Below are 16,225 nucleotides of genomic sequence, written 5' to 3'. Positions count from 1 at the left end.
CGTCCTGCAGTATCTCAGTTCCCCGCTGTACTTCAATGTCCCGCTGTACCAGGCAGCCATCCCAGCGGCGGAGCAACATCGCTGTCGAAAGCCCCATGCAGCCGCTCCATCAAGGTCCAGGCGCGGCGGCTCGCCGCGCTGCGGGTCCTCGCTTCGTAGCCACTGGCCGCCCGGGCGTAACACAGGGCCGCTTGCGCGAACTGCCGGTCCCCGGAAAGGCTCTTGCCCGCAGATTCAAGCACCTTGGGGTCATTACCCAACAAAGCCGTTGCGAAAGTTCCCGTCGCCGCAGCGCCGGCGCCCCGCAATGAGGCGGCAAGCTCGTTAAGGCGGCGCTGCACCACAAGGTCCTCGACGGCCGACCTGCTTGCGTTGAGCATCATGAGGGTCAACGCCTCGGCTTCCATCAAAGGACTTTGCTGGTCATGGAAGGCCTCGGCTACCGCAAACAAGTGGCCGGGCTTGCGCGAAACCTTGTCCTGGGCTGCCGCCACGAACAGGGAGCTGAACTGGGACAACAGGCCATTTCCAGTTAGGCCGGCCCCTTCCTTCGCTGCCATCAAGCTCTTCCGCACCCTTGCCATTGCCTGCTCCGAATCACCGCACAGCGCCGCGGAGTACGCCAGCATCGCCGTTGCCAGCTGCAGAACCGGCGGCAGGCCGGCGTCGTGCAGTTCAGCCACAACGGGTTCAAGCGTTCGCAATGCGGCCCGGGGCAGGCCTTGGCTGAGCTGCGCATAACCCCGCGCTACATCCAGGCACCATGCCAGGTGCGCTGGCACTGCATAGGTCCACGGGCAATCCAGGACGGAGTCCAGCCTGCTCCATGACAGGTTGTGCCGCAGATGGAAAACGTGGCGAAGGAGCACCCCTGGCCGGAACATCTCCAGCGCAGGGTCGGCATCAATGGCAGCCAGGGCAGCGGAAGACTTTTCCAACGCTTGGGGAGCGTCCCCGGACAACAGGAGCTGTTCGGCCTTGTGGACATTCCACATGACCCGGGCGGCTGCATCCGACGGTTCCTGCGGCTCCTGAGCCACGCCGTCGGGCGGCATGGGAGAGGCCGCCCCCAAAAGACCCAGTGCCATCAACCGACGTGCAGCCTCCGCCTGCACATCCGCCTGCGATCCACCCACCAACTCGCGCAACTCCGGTGCTGCTTCCTTGAGCTGGCCTTCGGCAATGAGCGCCCTGGCCCGGATCATCCTGGCGTCATCCCGGTGGCCTGGACCGTTGATACCCATGGAAGCCCTGATAGCCAGCTCAGCGGTGGAGGGTTTGTCAGCGGCAGGCGCTGCGGCCAGGATGAGTTCATCGGAGAGGCTCAGCCCGCAATCGAGGGTCCACGTCATCCAGCGCAGCATGGCGGGCGCAGAATCCGCTGTGAGTCCCGGCTCCTCGATGCCAAGCCGGAGCGCCGTGCTGCGCGAGCGGGGAACGGACAGCCGGATGCCCTCGCCCCGCAGCCATGAACTCGTACGGACAAGCGGAGGCCTTCCGGGGAGGACCCTGATGTGGTGGGCGTCAAGAAGGTGTTCCACGGCCTTCTGGCCGAAGCTGTGTTCAACAACATCCAGGGCCAGAGGCTCGGCGAGCGCAATGACCTCCAACGCCTTCAGTTCCTCTGCAGCATGGTGGGAGATATCGGCCCGGACGTGCTCAACCACCCCGGGCCATTGGCAATGAGCCCGTACGTCGAGGGTCCAGTATCCGTCGCGCTGGACCAGGAGATGGGCGTTGCGTGCATCCTGGATCGCCAGGCAAAGGAGTCCCACGTTGAATCCGCACATCGCCGCCAGAAGACTGCTGGCGCGCCTTTGAACCTTTCCGCCCAGTACGTCCTCGCACAGAGCCTGTGCCTCACTGAACGTAAAGGGAGCCAGGACGTACTGTTCCAGGAAGCCCTCCTCCCACAACTGGTACAGATCCGGCGGTAGCGGGCGGCGGCTGTCGGCCGTAGCTACCAAGGTGGCTCCGAATCCCGGCATCAGCTGCAGCAAAACCGCCAGTGACGCAGGATCGACGAAGTGGATGTCGTCCACGAGGAGGACCAGTGGAGGCCGTTGGGGCCCGGGGTGGCGCTTACTTCGACGCCGGGCAACCGGGGGCGTGTAAAGGTATTCTGCTGGACCGAGGCTTTGGGTGAGCGCCCGCAGGACATGAAGTCCAGGGAGGGCCGTTTGTTCGCCTGGGGGCTCCACTGCGGCGCTCAACGCACCATAGACGGTTGTCTGGAGTTCCGGTTTGCCGGCGAAAGTGCGGACATCCATGGTGTCCGGTAGTCCTGCTTTGATGGAGAGCAACAAATGGCTCTTTCCAGATCCGCTGTCGCCGATCACAACTATGCCGTTGGTGGAAGGAGAGGGTACTGCCGCGAGGATCAGATCCAGGATCTGCTTCCGGTCCGGGAATGTTGACGGCCTCAGCCTGACTGTGACAGCGTCTTCGTCCAGCCAGGGGTCCGGCAACATGCACACTCCAATAGCAGCAGTCCCTTGGTCCGGGAGAATTTAGGCTTCCGCGATTTTGCGGGATCCCTGGCCTAGAAGCCGGCGACGGCTGGGGGGAGAGTCTCGGTCTCAGAAGACTCTGTCGCCGCCGGCTTCGTCCAGGGCCGGACCGCCTTTCGGTGGCCGGAGCATCGGCTCAAAGAGACCACCGATGCGGTATTTCGATGTGGAATTCGGGGGATGCTTGGGGCTTTCCTTCCTTCCAAGATCAGTTAACCGTGTGCCGGAAATCAGAACACCAGTAATCGGTACTCGATTAGTAGGGCGGTTTCCGGGCCCCGATACTCTGTTGTACTCAGTCCCTTGGAGGGGCACTACTTGGTCCGGGCAGGGAAAGGGCGCGGGTTAGTCCAATGATTGGTAATAATTGGTGCAATACGGCAACCAGGTGGTGTTTACAGGCCCCCGGAGCTACTCAAACGCCGTGCATCAATTGCGGACAGCAGCCCCAAGGTCCTCGCGCCGGCGGATGCCCAGCTTGGCATAGCTGCGGTACAAGTGGCCCTCCACCGTGCGGACGGAGACCATGAGTTTCTCCGCGATCTGCCGGTCAGTGAGTCCGGAAACGGCCAGCGCCACAATATCCTGCTCGCGCCGGGTCAGGGGCACGGAACGGTCCACCTCGGTGTGGGGGTCGTGGAGCTGTGCGTCGCCCAGGCTGGCCTCGCTGACGTCACGCAACACGGCCGCCTGCCGCGCCTCGGGCCGTTTGCCCTCCGCGTCAAAGGCAACGGCGGCTTTGTCGAAAGCTGTCGCCGCTGGCCCGGGCATGCCTCCGGCGGCCAGCAGGTTGCCGGCGTTGACGAACGCATCGCCGGCGCCGTCCACTTGGGCGGTCGCCAGCATGTGCCAGCCGCCTGCCCATGCCCCAGCCATTGACGAGGCAGTTTCCTGGATGGCTTCCATGACCTGCCCGTCCCCCAGCTCTGCCCTGAGGACCAGGTTCTGGAGCAGGACGCCCGGAAGTTGATGCAGATGCGTGGAATCAGGGAGGCTCCGCAGTTTCTCCAGCCCTGTTCCTTTATTCAAAAGCTCCTTGGCGGCCAGGGTGAAGATCTCGGCCAGGGCTTCAACATAGGCGCCACCGGCAGCCGGGACCACCACCGTGTCCATGGAGAGGCGTTGGGCCAGTTCATGGTTTCCTGACCGGGCCGCAACGTAAAACGCCAGCGCGTTGCCCAGGCGGCGCAACCTCTGCGGGTCCTTCACACGGAGTGCCTCCACTGCGGGAATTAACACAGCGCTGGCTTGTTCCAACCGACCCTGCCGGAGCAAGGACAATCCTTTGAGCGTCTGGATGTCGCCACCGAACGTTATTAACCCCATGGCGGAGCTGGCGGCGTAGCGGTTCAGGGCCGTCTCGGCGGCCGCCCAATCCCCCGACTCCAGCGCAGCCAAGGCATAGCGGACCAGGATGAAGTCCGTGAAGTACAGGAGGTCGTCGTGGTGTTCATCCAGCAACACCAGAGCTTCCCTGCCCATCTCCAATGCCTGCACCGCCTGGCCCTCCACCATCAGGAGCTCGCACTGCATTGCCAACAGGAAAAGCTGGTTCATGACGAAATCGGGCTCGTCCGCGGCAAGACCGGCCTGGAACGTGGCAAGTCCCTCACGAAGCTCTCCATAGCGGCCGTCATGGGCCAGCGCCGCCAATTCCAGAGCCGCCGCGTGTCGTCGGATCTGTTCGACCACAGGGTCCTGCGCGTTGCGGCCCGCCACCAGTGCGTCGGCGGCAGAGTGGACGTCAGCCAGGATGTCACCGGAGCTGTCCCCCATCGCGGACCTTGCAGCTCCCCACAGCAGTCCGGCGCCCAGGGGCCCGGACGGATCGGCGTCCAGGAACCCGGCATCTTCCTCGAGCAGCTCCACGGCACTGCGGTAGTCGCCGTCGTTGTATTTGACCATTGCCATCACGGCACGGGCTCGGGGGCGCAGCGCTTCGGAGCGAACCTTGGCAGCGGCCTCCAGCGCGAGCGGATTCTGAAGGAGTTTCGCGGCGAGGAAGGCCGCCCGCAGCAGCTGTTCGTCGTCGACGTCGGCACCACAATCCAGCGCCCAACTCACCATTCGGAGCAGACCCTCTGCCGTTGATGGTTCCGCGGGCAGGTGCTGAACCATACGCTGGCGGATCTGGAGGCTACGCGCGGGCGAAACAATGTGGCGAAGCGCCTCACCATACATCGGGTGCCACATTTTCAGCGGACTACCAGCGCCGTTACTGGAAATCACGAGCCTGTTGTCCATCAGCGACCGCAACGTATCCCTGCCCACGAGCGCGTCGAGTACGGCGGCGGGGACGGGTTCGGACAAGGCGATGATGTACATCGCTTCCCGTTCAGCCTCGCTGGTTCGCAGGACTTTGTTCCGAACCACTTCAGAGAGGCCCTCGCCGGTGCCGGAGAGGGCCCTGGTGAGGAACCAGACACCATTTCGACGCACCATGTTTCCGTCAGCTTTTGAGTCTTCCAGGAGGCAACGGAGCAACAGGGGGTTGCCCTCCGAAACAGCATGCAAAACATCAGTGGTGCTTGCCATGACCGACCCGCCCAAGGTTTTCCCGGCCAGCTCGGCCACTTCTTCCTTTTCCAGGGGGTGGAGTTCGAAGCGCTCTGCCAGGCCGTCGTACCAGAGCTGGAGCAGGGCAGGAGGAAGTCCTGGCCGCGGCCTGCTGGTCGCTACTAGCCTCGCCCAGCCAGCCGTCACCAGTTCGGCCAGAATCTGTGTGCTGGCCTCATCGAGGTCATGGGCGTCGTCTACAACCAGAAGGAGCCGTGCGCCTTCGCTTCCGCGTCTTTTCTCGAACTGGGACCAAAACTCGCGAAGAATCGCCACCGGCGAGGTGGCCTGCTCCACAGGCAGGTCCAGGAGGTAGGGCGCCAGGACACCGAAAGGAACAGCGGACAGTGCCGGACTTCCATGGATCCGCATCACTACCATTTCGCCGGCCAGGCGGGCAGCGATCTCGGCGGCCATGGCCGTCTTGCCGATGCCGGGATCGGCAAGGAGCAGGACAGCGCCCGCGCCCTCCTGCCTCAATATTTCGGTCGCGAGGTCCAACTCCGCGTCCCTGCCAACAAGGTACTCAGCCTGCATGGGCACGCACCCGGTTGACGGAAACTACGCTCCTCAACTCACAGGAGACCATTGAGCTCGCCTCGGGATGAAACGCCGAGCTTGGTAAACACTTGGTACAGGTGTCCCTCAACGGTCCGCACAGACACCCCAATATCCATAGCGATTTCACGATTGCTGACACCCTTTCCGGCCAGTTTGGCAATTTGCCGTTCACGCTCGGTCAATACCGGTGCGTCACTTCGTGGTTGGATCGGTAACGCCGCGACTGATTGTTCCAGACGCTCAAGCCTAAGCTGCGCGGTCCGGGCAGCCGTGGTTTCACCTGCATTACGGGCAAAGTCCAAGGCCATGGCAACGCACCTGGCTTCGACCACCAACAAATCCAGTGCAGCTGCGGCATCGGCGGCCGCCAGAAGGGAACGGGAACTCTTGTTCAGGGATCCGCGAGCGAGGTCGCGGGCGATCTGTGCCAAGGGGCCTTGACGGTTAGTGGCAACTTCTTCCAGCAGCTTGTACTCGGCGTCCGTGCCCTCCACAGTGGCGCCGAAAAGGCAGATGCCCGCTGTTGTAAAGCGCCTCTTGGCGATGTCCTGATGGACCCGGGCAAGCAGCCGCTGTTTGACGTCCGGGTCCCCCATCCATCGCCCTGCCATTTCAGCGCAGAACTCGGCGACGGATTCGGAGAAATATGTTCCAACACCCCGGCAGGTGCGGTACAGGTCAAGGTAGCGTCCGGCTTCGAGTGAATTCCCCAACTGGGCATAGGCAAAGGCGGTAGCTGCGTAGGCAACCTTGACCATGTTCATGGCGGGGCGGAGCTCCAGCTGCGCGGCGGCGGAACGCAACGGTTCGATCGCGCTGGCGGGTTTCCCTGCGTAAGCGTAGGCGAGGCCTACGCCCAGTTCGGTGATCGCACCCCGGTACTGCAGGCGGGAAGGCGTGGAGGGCGTCCGGCGCATGAGCTCGATGCATTTCCGCCATTGTCCGGACAGCAGCAGCACTCCGAAAGCCTGCCGCGCGAAAGACTCCTCCAACTGCGCCGGCCTGTCATTGTTTCCCAGCTGCCGGGACACGGTGCGTGCCATTTGCTGCGCTTCCAGTTCCCGGCCCATCACGCAACGGGCTTCAATGAGGCAAAAGGCGGACTTGAGCCAGTGTTCCCGGTCCACGGCCGGGTCCTTGGCCAGTTCCTCTTCCAGGTCCTCGGCCACAGCTGTGTATTCGCCCATGTACGTCTGGTATTCGTAGTTGCAAAGCAGGAGCCGGTTCCGGGCCCGCGTGATCATCTCCGGCGTGTATTTCTCCGGATTCGAAACGATGGAGTCCAAGGTTTCATTTGCCGCCGCGATCACTCCGGGCACCATAGCCGAGCGGCCGTCAATCCATGTCATGGCCTGGCACTTGGCCGCTGTTACTTCTGCAAACTCCATTGGGTCCAAAGCCGCAATGTGTGCCTCGGAAACCTCATCCAAAGCCTGGGCCGCGTGCAGGGGCAGGTCCAGCATGAGGTAGGCAGCTGACTTCAGGCGCTGCCCCGGCACCCATTCGGGGTCCTTCGGATCCAGGGAGAGTGTGCATTGGATGGCAAAGTTGGGGTCGTAATCGTCCAGGGCCGCCCGGCCTGCTGCCAGGGCGTGCGCGGGCGACGGTGACGGCTCATCCTCACAGGCATGCATCCACGCGGCATAGCTCAACAAATCCTGTGGAGCCAACCCAGCCAGCTCCGGCTCCTTGGGTCCAAGAAGCATCAACCTCAGCTCGCGACGACGCCGCGTACTCAGCCAGCCCCGAACAACCTCACCCACATAGGCATCCCGAAGGGACACCCAGTGCTCGCCGCTGCGGTCAACGCTCAGGAGCCCGGATTCCTCCATCTCCACAAGCACTTCCGTGCCAAAGATCGCTGCAAGATCCACCAGGGTGGCGCGCTGCGCGCAGGCCAGAACCTCGACGACGGTCCGGTTGGCCTGCGGTTCGCGCGCCAACCTGGAACGGACAAAGTCCTCCACAACTGTGGCGCCTTCAAGCTTGATCCGGTCCCTGAGCGTCCACACGGAATCGTTGAGAACGAGGTTGCCGGAATGGCGTTGCTCGTCCAGGAGCGCGTGCAGCAGCATCGGGTTCCCGCCGACAGCGGAGTGGAGTGAGCCAACCAGGGTCGAAGAAACGTAGTGGCCCAGCACCGAGCCGAGAACCTGCTTGGTCTGTTCTTCGCTCAGCGTGTTCAGATGGACTTCGCCCAGTTGCTCTTCAAGGACCAGCCGATGAAAATCAGCGGGGAGATCACTGGAGCGTTGAACAGTGGCGATCACCTTGGCCGTTCCAGTGGCCATCAGATTCAGCAGCACGCCCGTACTCATGGGATCCATACCGCCGGCATTGTCCACGATGAAGACAGTCTCGCGGCCCGCGGCTTCTTTACGGATCAGGGAGGTAATCGCGTGCAGAATGCCCGTGGGCGAACTGACGGCCTCGGACGGCAGCCTCGCCAGGAGGAATCCGAGGCACCCGTAGGGAGTCTGGCCATTGGCGACCGTGTTGCGCAATTGCAGGCTGTGAATTTTGGGGCCCAGCGAGGAAACTACTGCCCGGGCAAGGCCTGACTTGCCGATTCCCCGTTCGCCCGTGAGCACCACACCGTACGATTCCGGGGACTCCAGATGCTTGGTTGCCCGGGACAGATCCTGGCTCCGGGCCAACAATGACCATGTTTGCCGATCGGATGGACCGCCCACAAGGTCCGGAGCCGCAGCCCTCGCTGCGCCTCCACCGCCTTTGTTTAGCAACTCCGCCGACATTCGCATCCTTCGCTACAACATCCGCGACAGTCCCCCACCGCTTACCTGCGTACCATGCACACTACCTCCGGGCGCCGACAGTTTGTAGGGCTAAGGGCGCCTCGTATCATCAGGCTTTCCTCAGGCTTTCCTCAAGATTTGCTCAAGTTCTTGCCGCATGATGCTTCTGCTGCGCCGCAAGGAGCCCCTCACTGACCAGAAGTTCCACCGCGTCGGCCGCCTCGTCCAGCAGAAATGGCAATTCCTTCTTCTCGGGCGCTGCAAAATCCCGGAGGACAAAGTCCGCGGTATCCATACGTCCCGGAGGTCGGCCCACGCCCACCCGCACGCGCAGATAGTCCTTTGTTGCCAGCGCCTTGGAGATATCGCGGAGGCCGTTATGACCACCCTCGCCGCCACCTATCTTGAGCTTGACCGTGTTGAAGGGGATGTCGATCTCATCGTGGACGGCAATCACGTGGTCAGGCGCAATGTCGAAGAAATTGCTCAAGCCCGCCACAGGACCTCCGGAAACGTTCATATAAGTCATCGGCTTGGCCAGCACTACGCGGGGCCCGCCAATCCCCAGCCGGCCCTCCACCACCTGCGCCCTGGCCTTGTGGGTCTTGAACTTGCCGCCCATCCGCGACGCCAGCTCGTCAAGCACCATCTGGCCCACGTTGTGCCGGTTGTTGCTGTACTCGCTGCCGGGGTTGCCAAGGCCAACTATCAGCCAGGTGTCAGTCATGGTCTCATCCTAGGGAATCTGGTCAGGAAATCCGGTCAGCGAATCTGCTGGGCGATTTTGCCTGACCGGGTATCGGAATCGCGAAGGAACGCGGGATTACGCGGGAGTGAAAGAAGAAAGTGGCCGGGACCCAAGGGGACCCGGCCACTCAAAAGGCGTTTGCCTATGCAGTCAAAGACTACTCAGCCGCTGCTGCGGTGGTTTCTTCTTCAGCCTCAGAAGCGGTCTCGGCGATGCGGACCACCAGGGTGTCGCCTTCGGTGAGCAGGGTGGAACCCTTCGGCAGGACGAGGTCCGATGCGTGGATGTTCTCGCCGGCCTTGCGGCCTTCGATGTCAACCTCGACGGCGGTGGGCACGTGGGTTGCCTCAGCTTCAAGGGAAACCGTGGTGGCTTCGAGGCTGGCAACAGCACCCGGAGCAACTTCACCGGAAACGTGGATGGCGATGTCGACGGTAACCTTCTCGCCGGCCTGGACGGTCTGGAGGTCAACGTGCTCGATGATCTGCTTAACCGGGTCGCGCTGGATGTCCTTGACGAGCGTCAGGTGCTTCTCGCCGTCGACGTCGATCGCCAGCAGGGCGTTGGAAACGCGGACGGCCAGCGTGGTGGCGCGGCCAGGCAGGTTGATGTGGATCGGCTCTGCGCCGTGGCCGTAGATGACAGCCGGGATCTGGCCGGCCATGCGTGCACGGCGGGCAAAACCCTTACCGAATTCGGTGCGCAGTTCTGCGGTGAGCTTCTGCTCAGACATGTGTACTCCTTGATTACTGTGGCGTCCGGGAAACTCCGGACAAGTCGATCAGCAAGGGCGGAGGTCTGTGGACCTTCTACGCCCGGCGACCGTTGCTGTCCAGCAGCAGCCCGCCTGTGTCGAAGGAGATGCAGACCCAGTCGATAACGGAGACCCGCAATTCCGGTTCAAAACGCGCACCGGATGTGCTCTCCCTCGCCAAGGTATCCCCAAGAGTTTACCAGCGGATACCTTCATTACTGAAAACGGGCCATCCACACGCCCGGAGGCGGCGGATGGCCCGTCATGCCAGTAGTCCGGCGTCAGGCTTTGCCGTCGAACAGGCTGGTGACCGAACCGTCGTCGAACACTTCACGAATGGCACGCGCGATCAACGGTGCGATGGACAGCACCGTGAGCTGCGGGAAACGCTTCTCTGCCGGGATGGGCAGGGTGTTGGTGACAACCACTTCGCGTGCGCCCGAATCAGCGAGGCGCTGCGCTGCCGGGTCGGAGAAAACGGCGTGCGTGCAAGCGATGATGACATCCTTGGCGCCAGCGTTCTTCAGGACCTGGACGGCACCGGAGATGGTTCCACCGGTGTCGATCATGTCGTCAATAAGCACGCAGGTGCGGCCTTCAACCTGGCCAACAACGGTCTTGGAGACAGCCTGGTTGGGCACGGTGAGATCGCGGCTCTTGTGAACGAACGCCAGCGGGGCACCGCCAAGGCGTTCCGCCCACTGCTCGGCGACACGGACGCGGCCGGTGTCCGGCGAAACAACGGTGATGTTGTCCGCCTCCACCTTGGTGCGGATGTAGTCGGCCAGCAGCGGGATCGCCATCAGGTGGTCAACCGGGCCATCGAAGAAGCCCTGGATCTGGGAGGTGTGCAGGTCCACGGACATGATGCGGTCCGCACCGGCGGTCTTGTACAGGTCCGCAACCAGGCGGGCGGAAATGGGCTCGCGGCCGCGGCCCTTCTTGTCCTGGCGGGAGTATGGGTAGAACGGTGAAACAACCGTGATCCTCTTGGCAGAGGCGCGCTTGAGGGAGTCGATCATGATCAACTGCTCCATGAGCCAGTTGTTCAGCGGGGCCGGGTGCGCCTGGATGACGAACGCGTCAGTGCCGCGGACACTCTCAGCGGAACGGACGTAGATTTCCCCATTGGCGAAGTCATAGGCGTCGATGGGCAGGAGCTCAGTCTCCAGCTCCTTCGCGATTTCCTGCGCCAGCTCCGGATGTGCCCTTCCGGCGGCGAGAATCAATTTCTTCTCGCCGTGTGCGGTAATTTCGCTCATGCCTATTTGCCCTCTTCTGTGGTTGCTGGAGATTGTGAGGATGTGGAGGCGGGGGTCAGCATGGACTCCTGCGCGGCCTGGGCCAGCTTCGCTGAGTTGGTACCGGGGCGGTTGGCCAGTACCCAGCCTTCGGCGTTTCGCTGCGCGGCCAGGCTAATGGCGAGGGCTCCAGGCGGGACATCCTTGCGGATGACGGCACCGGCGCCGCTGTAAGCGCCATCACCCACGGTCACCGGAGCTACAAAGACGGTGTTTGAACCAGTCCGCACGCCCGAGCCGATCACCGTGCGGTGCTTCTTCTCGCCGTCGTAATTGGCCGTGATGTTGCCGCAGCCGATGTTGGTGTCCTCGCCGATTTCAGCGTCACCTGCGTACCCGAGGTGGGACAGCTTTGAACCGCGGCCGATGGTCACGTTCTTGGTTTCGTAGAAGGCGCCGATCTTGCCGGTCTCTCCCAGTACCGTGCCAGGGCGGAGGTAGGTGAACGGACCAACGGTGGCCCCGGCTCCAATGATGGAACCCGAGCCATGCGTGCGGGTCACCTTGGCACCTTCGGCAACGTTGACGTCCGTCAGCGTCGTATCAGGACCCACGACGGCGTCCCTCGCCACAGTGGTGGAACCGTGCAGCTGCGTATTGGGAAGCAACCGGACGTCTTCATCGAGCCTGACCGTGAAGTCGATCCAGGTAGTGGACGGATCCACCACCGTCACGCCCGCCCGCATCCAGGACTCGACGATGCGGCGGTTAAGTTCGGCACCGAGCGCGGACAGCTGGATGCGGTCGTTGGCACCCTCAACCTGCCAGCGGTCCTGGGTGACGACGGCGGCAACCCGGCCACCGGCGTCGCGGGCCAGTCCGAGGACATCGGTGAGGTACATCTCGCCCTGCGCGTTGTCAGTGGTGACCTGCGTCAGCGCGTCGCGGAGCACAGCGGCGTCGAAAGCGTAAATGCCGGAGTTGACCTCAAGGATGGTGTGCTCTGCTTCGCTTGCATCCTTGTGCTCGCGAATGCCGGTGACCGTGCCGTCTTCGGCACGCAGGATGCGGCCGTAGCCCGAGGCGTCGTCCAATATTGCTGTGAGCACCGTTACGGCGTTGCCCTGGGCTTCATGGGTGGCCACGAGTTCGCCCAGCAATTCGCCGGTCAGCAGGGGCACATCTCCATAAGTGACAACCACAGTGCCGGTGAGCTCCGCTTCGGCGTCGAGGGCGTTCAGGGCGACCTGCACAGCGCGTCCCGTGCCCGGGATCTCGTCCTGGTCAACGATCACGGCTTCCGGATCCAGCGCGGAGACGTGTTCTGCCACGCGATCGCGCTCGTGCCGGACAACAAGGGCAAGTTTCAGGGGGTTGATGGAGCGGGCGGCGAGGAGTGCGTGGCCCACCATGGAGAGGCCGCCAATTTCGTGGAGAATCTTGGGAGTCCGCGACTTCATTCGCGTCCCGGCACCTGCAGCCAAGACGATGACTGCTGCGGGACCGGTGGTTTCGGGGCTCACGTACTGGCTCTCCTTGCTCGGTTTTGTCCCGGGTAACCCGGCTTCGGAATGCTGCCATTCCAACTGTGGACCCAGGCACCGTTCGAGCTGTTCCAGGTACAGAGTGGAGCGCATTTTCCGACCGTTCCGCCCATAGGATTCGAACCTATACTCCACGGCTCCAAAGGCCGGGGTGCTGCCATTACACCAGAGCGGACCGTGCATGCTTGTACCCCCAGGCGGCAGGGCCTGGCGGTATCCCGGATCACCGGGATGCACACACAAGAATCTAGTTTGCCATGACCTTTGCATGGTTCGCGACTTGACCCACTCTGACGGGTCTCCGGATGCCCTGTTACGGCCCGCCCCGATCAGCCGCGCGGCGGGTTAGGGCATGATGGACACGTGAGCAAGCGCACTGAACTTTCCCGGCCCGCAGCCGCCGTCGAGCCTCTGGGAGACCGCCCGATACGGTCAAGGATGACCGGACAACAGCGCCGCTCCCAGCTCATCGGCATTGGCCGGTCGCTCTTCGCAGCCAAAGGCCTGGACGGCACGACCATTGAAGAAATTGCCGCCAGCGCGGGCGTCTCCAAGCCGGTGATCTACGAGCATTTTGGGTCCAAGGAAGGCCTCTACCGGCAGGTTGTCGAGACCGAATTCCGGATACTCCTGGACTCCATCACCGAGGCATTGAGCACCGATGCCAAACCCCGCGTCCTGGTGGAGCGCGCTGCGCTGGCACTCCTTGGCTACATCGAGGAGCGCACAGACGGCTTCCGGATCCTCATGCGCGACGCACCACCGTCCCAGCCCGAGGGCGCCTTCTCAACCTTGCTCTCCCACGTCACAGCGCGTGTGGAACACCTGCTCTCCGACGAATTCGCCCGCCGTGGATTCAGCGCCGCAGATGGCGCCATGTACGCCCAGATGCTCGTCGGCATGGTCGCGATGACAGGCCAATGGTGGCTGGACAGTCGTGAGCCGGACAAACGCGCGGTAGCCGCCCACCTGGTGAACCTGGCCTGGAACGGACTGACCGGGCTGCAAAAGGAGCCCGGGCTCCGGTCCGACCCCTGATCCGCTCTCACATCCCCACGCCTTCCAGGCGATGCGCTCTCACATCCCAACGGCTTCCAGGCGATGCGCGCTCACATCCCAACGCCTTCCAGGCGATGCGCGCTCACATCCCTACCGCCTCTCGGGCGATGCGCGCTCACATCCGAACGATCCGGGTCCTTAAATCAGCCCCTGACCGAAACTTCTGCGGACACTAAAAAGAGGCTGCCGGATGCCCGCCACAACGTGCTTTCACATCCCGAGCGACCAAGCGGCCCGGGTTTCCTTCAACATCGAAGGAAAAAATCAACGCCAACCCCGGATCCACCGTTGTCCAGACACTCCCGCCCGGGCGAGGGCAAGCCCTGCGGAAGTGATAGAGCAACGGCTAAAACGCTTCTGGACCTGAGAGAACGTCCCGCAAAAGCCCGCTGGACGTGAGAGAACGTCCGGAAAAAGCCCGCTGGACGTGAGAGAACATCCCGCAGTTACCCGCTGGATGTGAGAGAGCGTTGCAGCAGCGGCGGGCGTCCGGAAGCGTGCGTCAAAGGCGAGGAACGAGCCAGCACGCGGAGGATGCGCGCCGCTGCGCCGCCAGCCGCCACTCGCCAGCCGCTGCGCCGCCAGCCGCCACTCGCCAGCCGCTGCGCCGCAAGCTGTCACTCGCCAGCCGCCACTCGCGACGGCAACACCGCTGGCCGCGCCCTACTCGCCGAGGATTTCGGCGGCCTCGAGCCACTCGAGCTCCAGGCCTTCTTTCTCCTCAAGCAGTTCCTGCAACTTGGCATTGAGTTCGCCCAGTGCATCGAAGTCCCCGGATTCGGACTTCGCGGCCATTTGGGTGTGGAGCTTTTCCTCCTGCTGGGCTATCTTGCCGAGCTGGCGGTCGATCCTGTTGAGGTCCTTGCGGGCTTCACGCTTTTCGGCTTCGCTGGCACCGGACGGAACGGCACTCGACGACGTAGCGCCACCCGCAGAAGTCGGCGCACCGGATCCGCCGCCAACAGCGCCGGAAGCAAGGGCCGCTTCACGCAGTTCCAGGTATTGGTCCACGCCGCCGGGCAAGCCACGGAGTTTGCCATCGCCAAGGAGTGCCATCTGGTTGTCCGTGACGCGCTCAAGCAGGTACCTGTCGTGGCTCACCACAACCAGCGTTCCGGGCCAACCGTCCAGGACATCTTCGACGGCGGCCAGAGTGTCGGTATCGAGGTCGTTGGTGGGCTCGTCGAGCATTAGTACATTGGGCTCCCCTACCAGCAGGCGCAGGAGTTGGAGCCGGCGGCGTTCGCCACCGGAGAGGTCCCTGACGGGTGTCCACTGCTTTTCCCTGGTGAATCCGAGCTGCTCTACGAGCTGGCCGGCAGTGAATTCCTTACCGCCTACGCTAAAGGACCGCTTTTCCCGCTCAATGACCTCAATGACGCGAAGGTCCGAGACGTCGTCGAGCTCCTTCACGTCCTGGGTGAGGACAGCCGTCACCACCGTTTTGCCGCGCTTGACCTTGCCGGAGGTGGGCTGGATTTCGCCGTTGAGGAGTTTGAGCAGCGTGGACTTGCCGGCCCCGTTGACGCCCACCAAACCGAGCCGTTCGCCAGGTGCGAGCCGCAGGGTGATGTTGTCGAAGAGTTTCTGCCCGTCCGCTCCGTCGACGAAATCGAGGGTCACGTTCTCAAGGTCCAGCACGTCTTTGCCCAGCCGCGCGGTGGCCATCTTGCTGAGGGCCACGGAGTCACGGGGATCCGGCACGTCAGCAATGAGGTCGTTGGCTGCTTCGATCCGGAACTTCGGTTTTGCGGTTCTGGCGGGGGCACCGCGGCGAAGCCAGGCCAGCTCCTTTTTGACGAGCTGCTGGCGTTTACCTTCGACGACGGCGGCCATCCGGTCCCGCTCGGCGCGAGCCAAAACGTAGGCAGCGTATCCGCCGTCGAACATGTCCACCATCGCATCGTGGACTTCCCAGGTGTAGTTGCAGACTTCATCAAGGAACCAGCGGTCGTGGGTGACCACAAGGAACGCGCCTTGGTTGGCGCGCCAGCGAGTCTTGAGGTGCTTGGCCAGCCAGGCCACGCCTTCGACGTCGAGGTGGTTGGTGGGTTCGTCCAGCATGATGACGTCGTGGTCTTCGATGAGGAGCTTGGCCAGCGCGACACGACGCTTTTGCCCACCGGAGAGTGCATGCACGTTGGCGTGCCAGTCGACGTCACCAACCAGGCCGCCCATGACTTCGCGGATCTTGGGGTTGGCGGCCCATTCATGGTCCGCGCGGTCGCCGACGATCGCTGCGCCGACTGTCAGGTCGCCGTCGAGCACGTCGCCTTGGTCGAGGTAGCCGACGTTGACGTCCCCACGTTTGGTGACGCGGCCGGAGTCGGGCGTGGAGCGTAGGGCGAGCAAACGCATGAGGGTTGATTTTCCGTCACCGTTGCGGCCGACCATGCCGATGCGGTCGCCATCCTCCAAGCCGAGGGTGACGCCGTCGAGGACAGTGCGGGTCGCGAACGAAACGGTGAGGTTTTCGCCGCCGAGCAGGTGGGCCAA

General features: G+C 63.2%; 10 protein-coding genes and 1 tRNA gene. 1 reads left to right on the top strand and 10 read right to left on the bottom strand.

What is annotated here, in order from left to right; all coding sequences use genetic code 11:
• Positions 1-32: 32 nt before the first annotated feature.
• The 9 genes from AC6I99_RS07005 to AC6I99_RS06965 all read right to left on the bottom strand — a co-directional run bounded on the left by AC6I99_RS07005 (position 33) and on the right by AC6I99_RS06965 (position 12,845).
• Positions 33-2,471 carry an ATP-binding protein gene (locus AC6I99_RS07005; protein ID WP_497945645.1) on the bottom strand — a complete coding sequence of 813 codons (2,439 nt, stop codon included), beginning with the start codon at positions 2,469-2,471 and terminating at the stop codon, positions 33-35.
• A 468-nt stretch (positions 2,472-2,939) separates the two neighbouring features.
• Positions 2,940-5,603, bottom strand: coding sequence for an AAA family ATPase (locus AC6I99_RS07000; protein ID WP_497945647.1), 2,664 nt, complete (start codon positions 5,601-5,603; stop codon positions 2,940-2,942).
• 38 nt (positions 5,604-5,641) lie between these two features.
• The gene (locus tag AC6I99_RS06995; protein ID WP_497945651.1) at positions 5,642-8,383 is read right to left on the bottom strand and encodes a helix-turn-helix transcriptional regulator; all 2,742 of its coding nucleotides are present in this window, start codon (positions 8,381-8,383) and stop codon (positions 5,642-5,644) included.
• Between the two features lie 142 nt (positions 8,384-8,525).
• Complete coding sequence (gene pth / locus AC6I99_RS06990) at positions 8,526-9,110, bottom strand: aminoacyl-tRNA hydrolase (protein WP_497945654.1); 585 nt, start codon at positions 9,108-9,110, stop codon at positions 8,526-8,528.
• A gap of 178 nt (positions 9,111-9,288) precedes the next feature.
• Entirely contained in the window at positions 9,289-9,864 is a 576-nt protein-coding gene (locus AC6I99_RS06985; protein ID WP_224091717.1) for a 50S ribosomal protein L25/general stress protein Ctc, read from the bottom strand.
• A 76-nt stretch (positions 9,865-9,940) separates the two neighbouring features.
• Complete coding sequence (locus tag AC6I99_RS06980; RefSeq protein WP_263433777.1) at positions 9,941-10,066, bottom strand: hypothetical protein; 126 nt, start codon at positions 10,064-10,066, stop codon at positions 9,941-9,943.
• Positions 10,067-10,166: 100 nt separating this feature from the next.
• The gene (locus tag AC6I99_RS06975; protein WP_159697849.1) at positions 10,167-11,147 is read right to left on the bottom strand and encodes a ribose-phosphate diphosphokinase; all 981 of its coding nucleotides are present in this window, start codon (positions 11,145-11,147) and stop codon (positions 10,167-10,169) included.
• Positions 11,148-11,149: 2 nt separating this feature from the next.
• Positions 11,150-12,649, bottom strand: a complete 1,500-nt coding sequence (glmU, locus tag AC6I99_RS06970; protein ID WP_497945663.1) for a bifunctional UDP-N-acetylglucosamine diphosphorylase/glucosamine-1-phosphate N-acetyltransferase GlmU — start codon at positions 12,647-12,649, stop codon at positions 11,150-11,152.
• A gap of 124 nt (positions 12,650-12,773) precedes the next feature.
• Positions 12,774-12,845 (bottom strand) — tRNA-Gln (locus tag AC6I99_RS06965).
• 263 nt (positions 12,846-13,108) lie between these two features.
• Here AC6I99_RS06965 and AC6I99_RS06960 point away from each other — a divergent pair.
• Positions 13,109-13,708, top strand: coding sequence for a TetR/AcrR family transcriptional regulator (locus AC6I99_RS06960; RefSeq protein ID WP_224167487.1), 600 nt, complete (start codon positions 13,109-13,111; stop codon positions 13,706-13,708).
• A gap of 684 nt (positions 13,709-14,392) precedes the next feature.
• On the opposite strand, the gene AC6I99_RS06955 is transcribed toward AC6I99_RS06960, so the two are convergent.
• Positions 14,393-16,225, bottom strand: coding sequence for an ABC-F family ATP-binding cassette domain-containing protein (locus tag AC6I99_RS06955; protein ID WP_497960682.1), 1,833 nt, complete (start codon positions 16,223-16,225; stop codon positions 14,393-14,395).

The organism is Arthrobacter sp. TmtSoilC77 (assembly GCF_059739415.1).
Note: the sequence above shows the minus strand (reverse complement) of the source record. Positions and strands in the feature narration are given on the sequence as shown.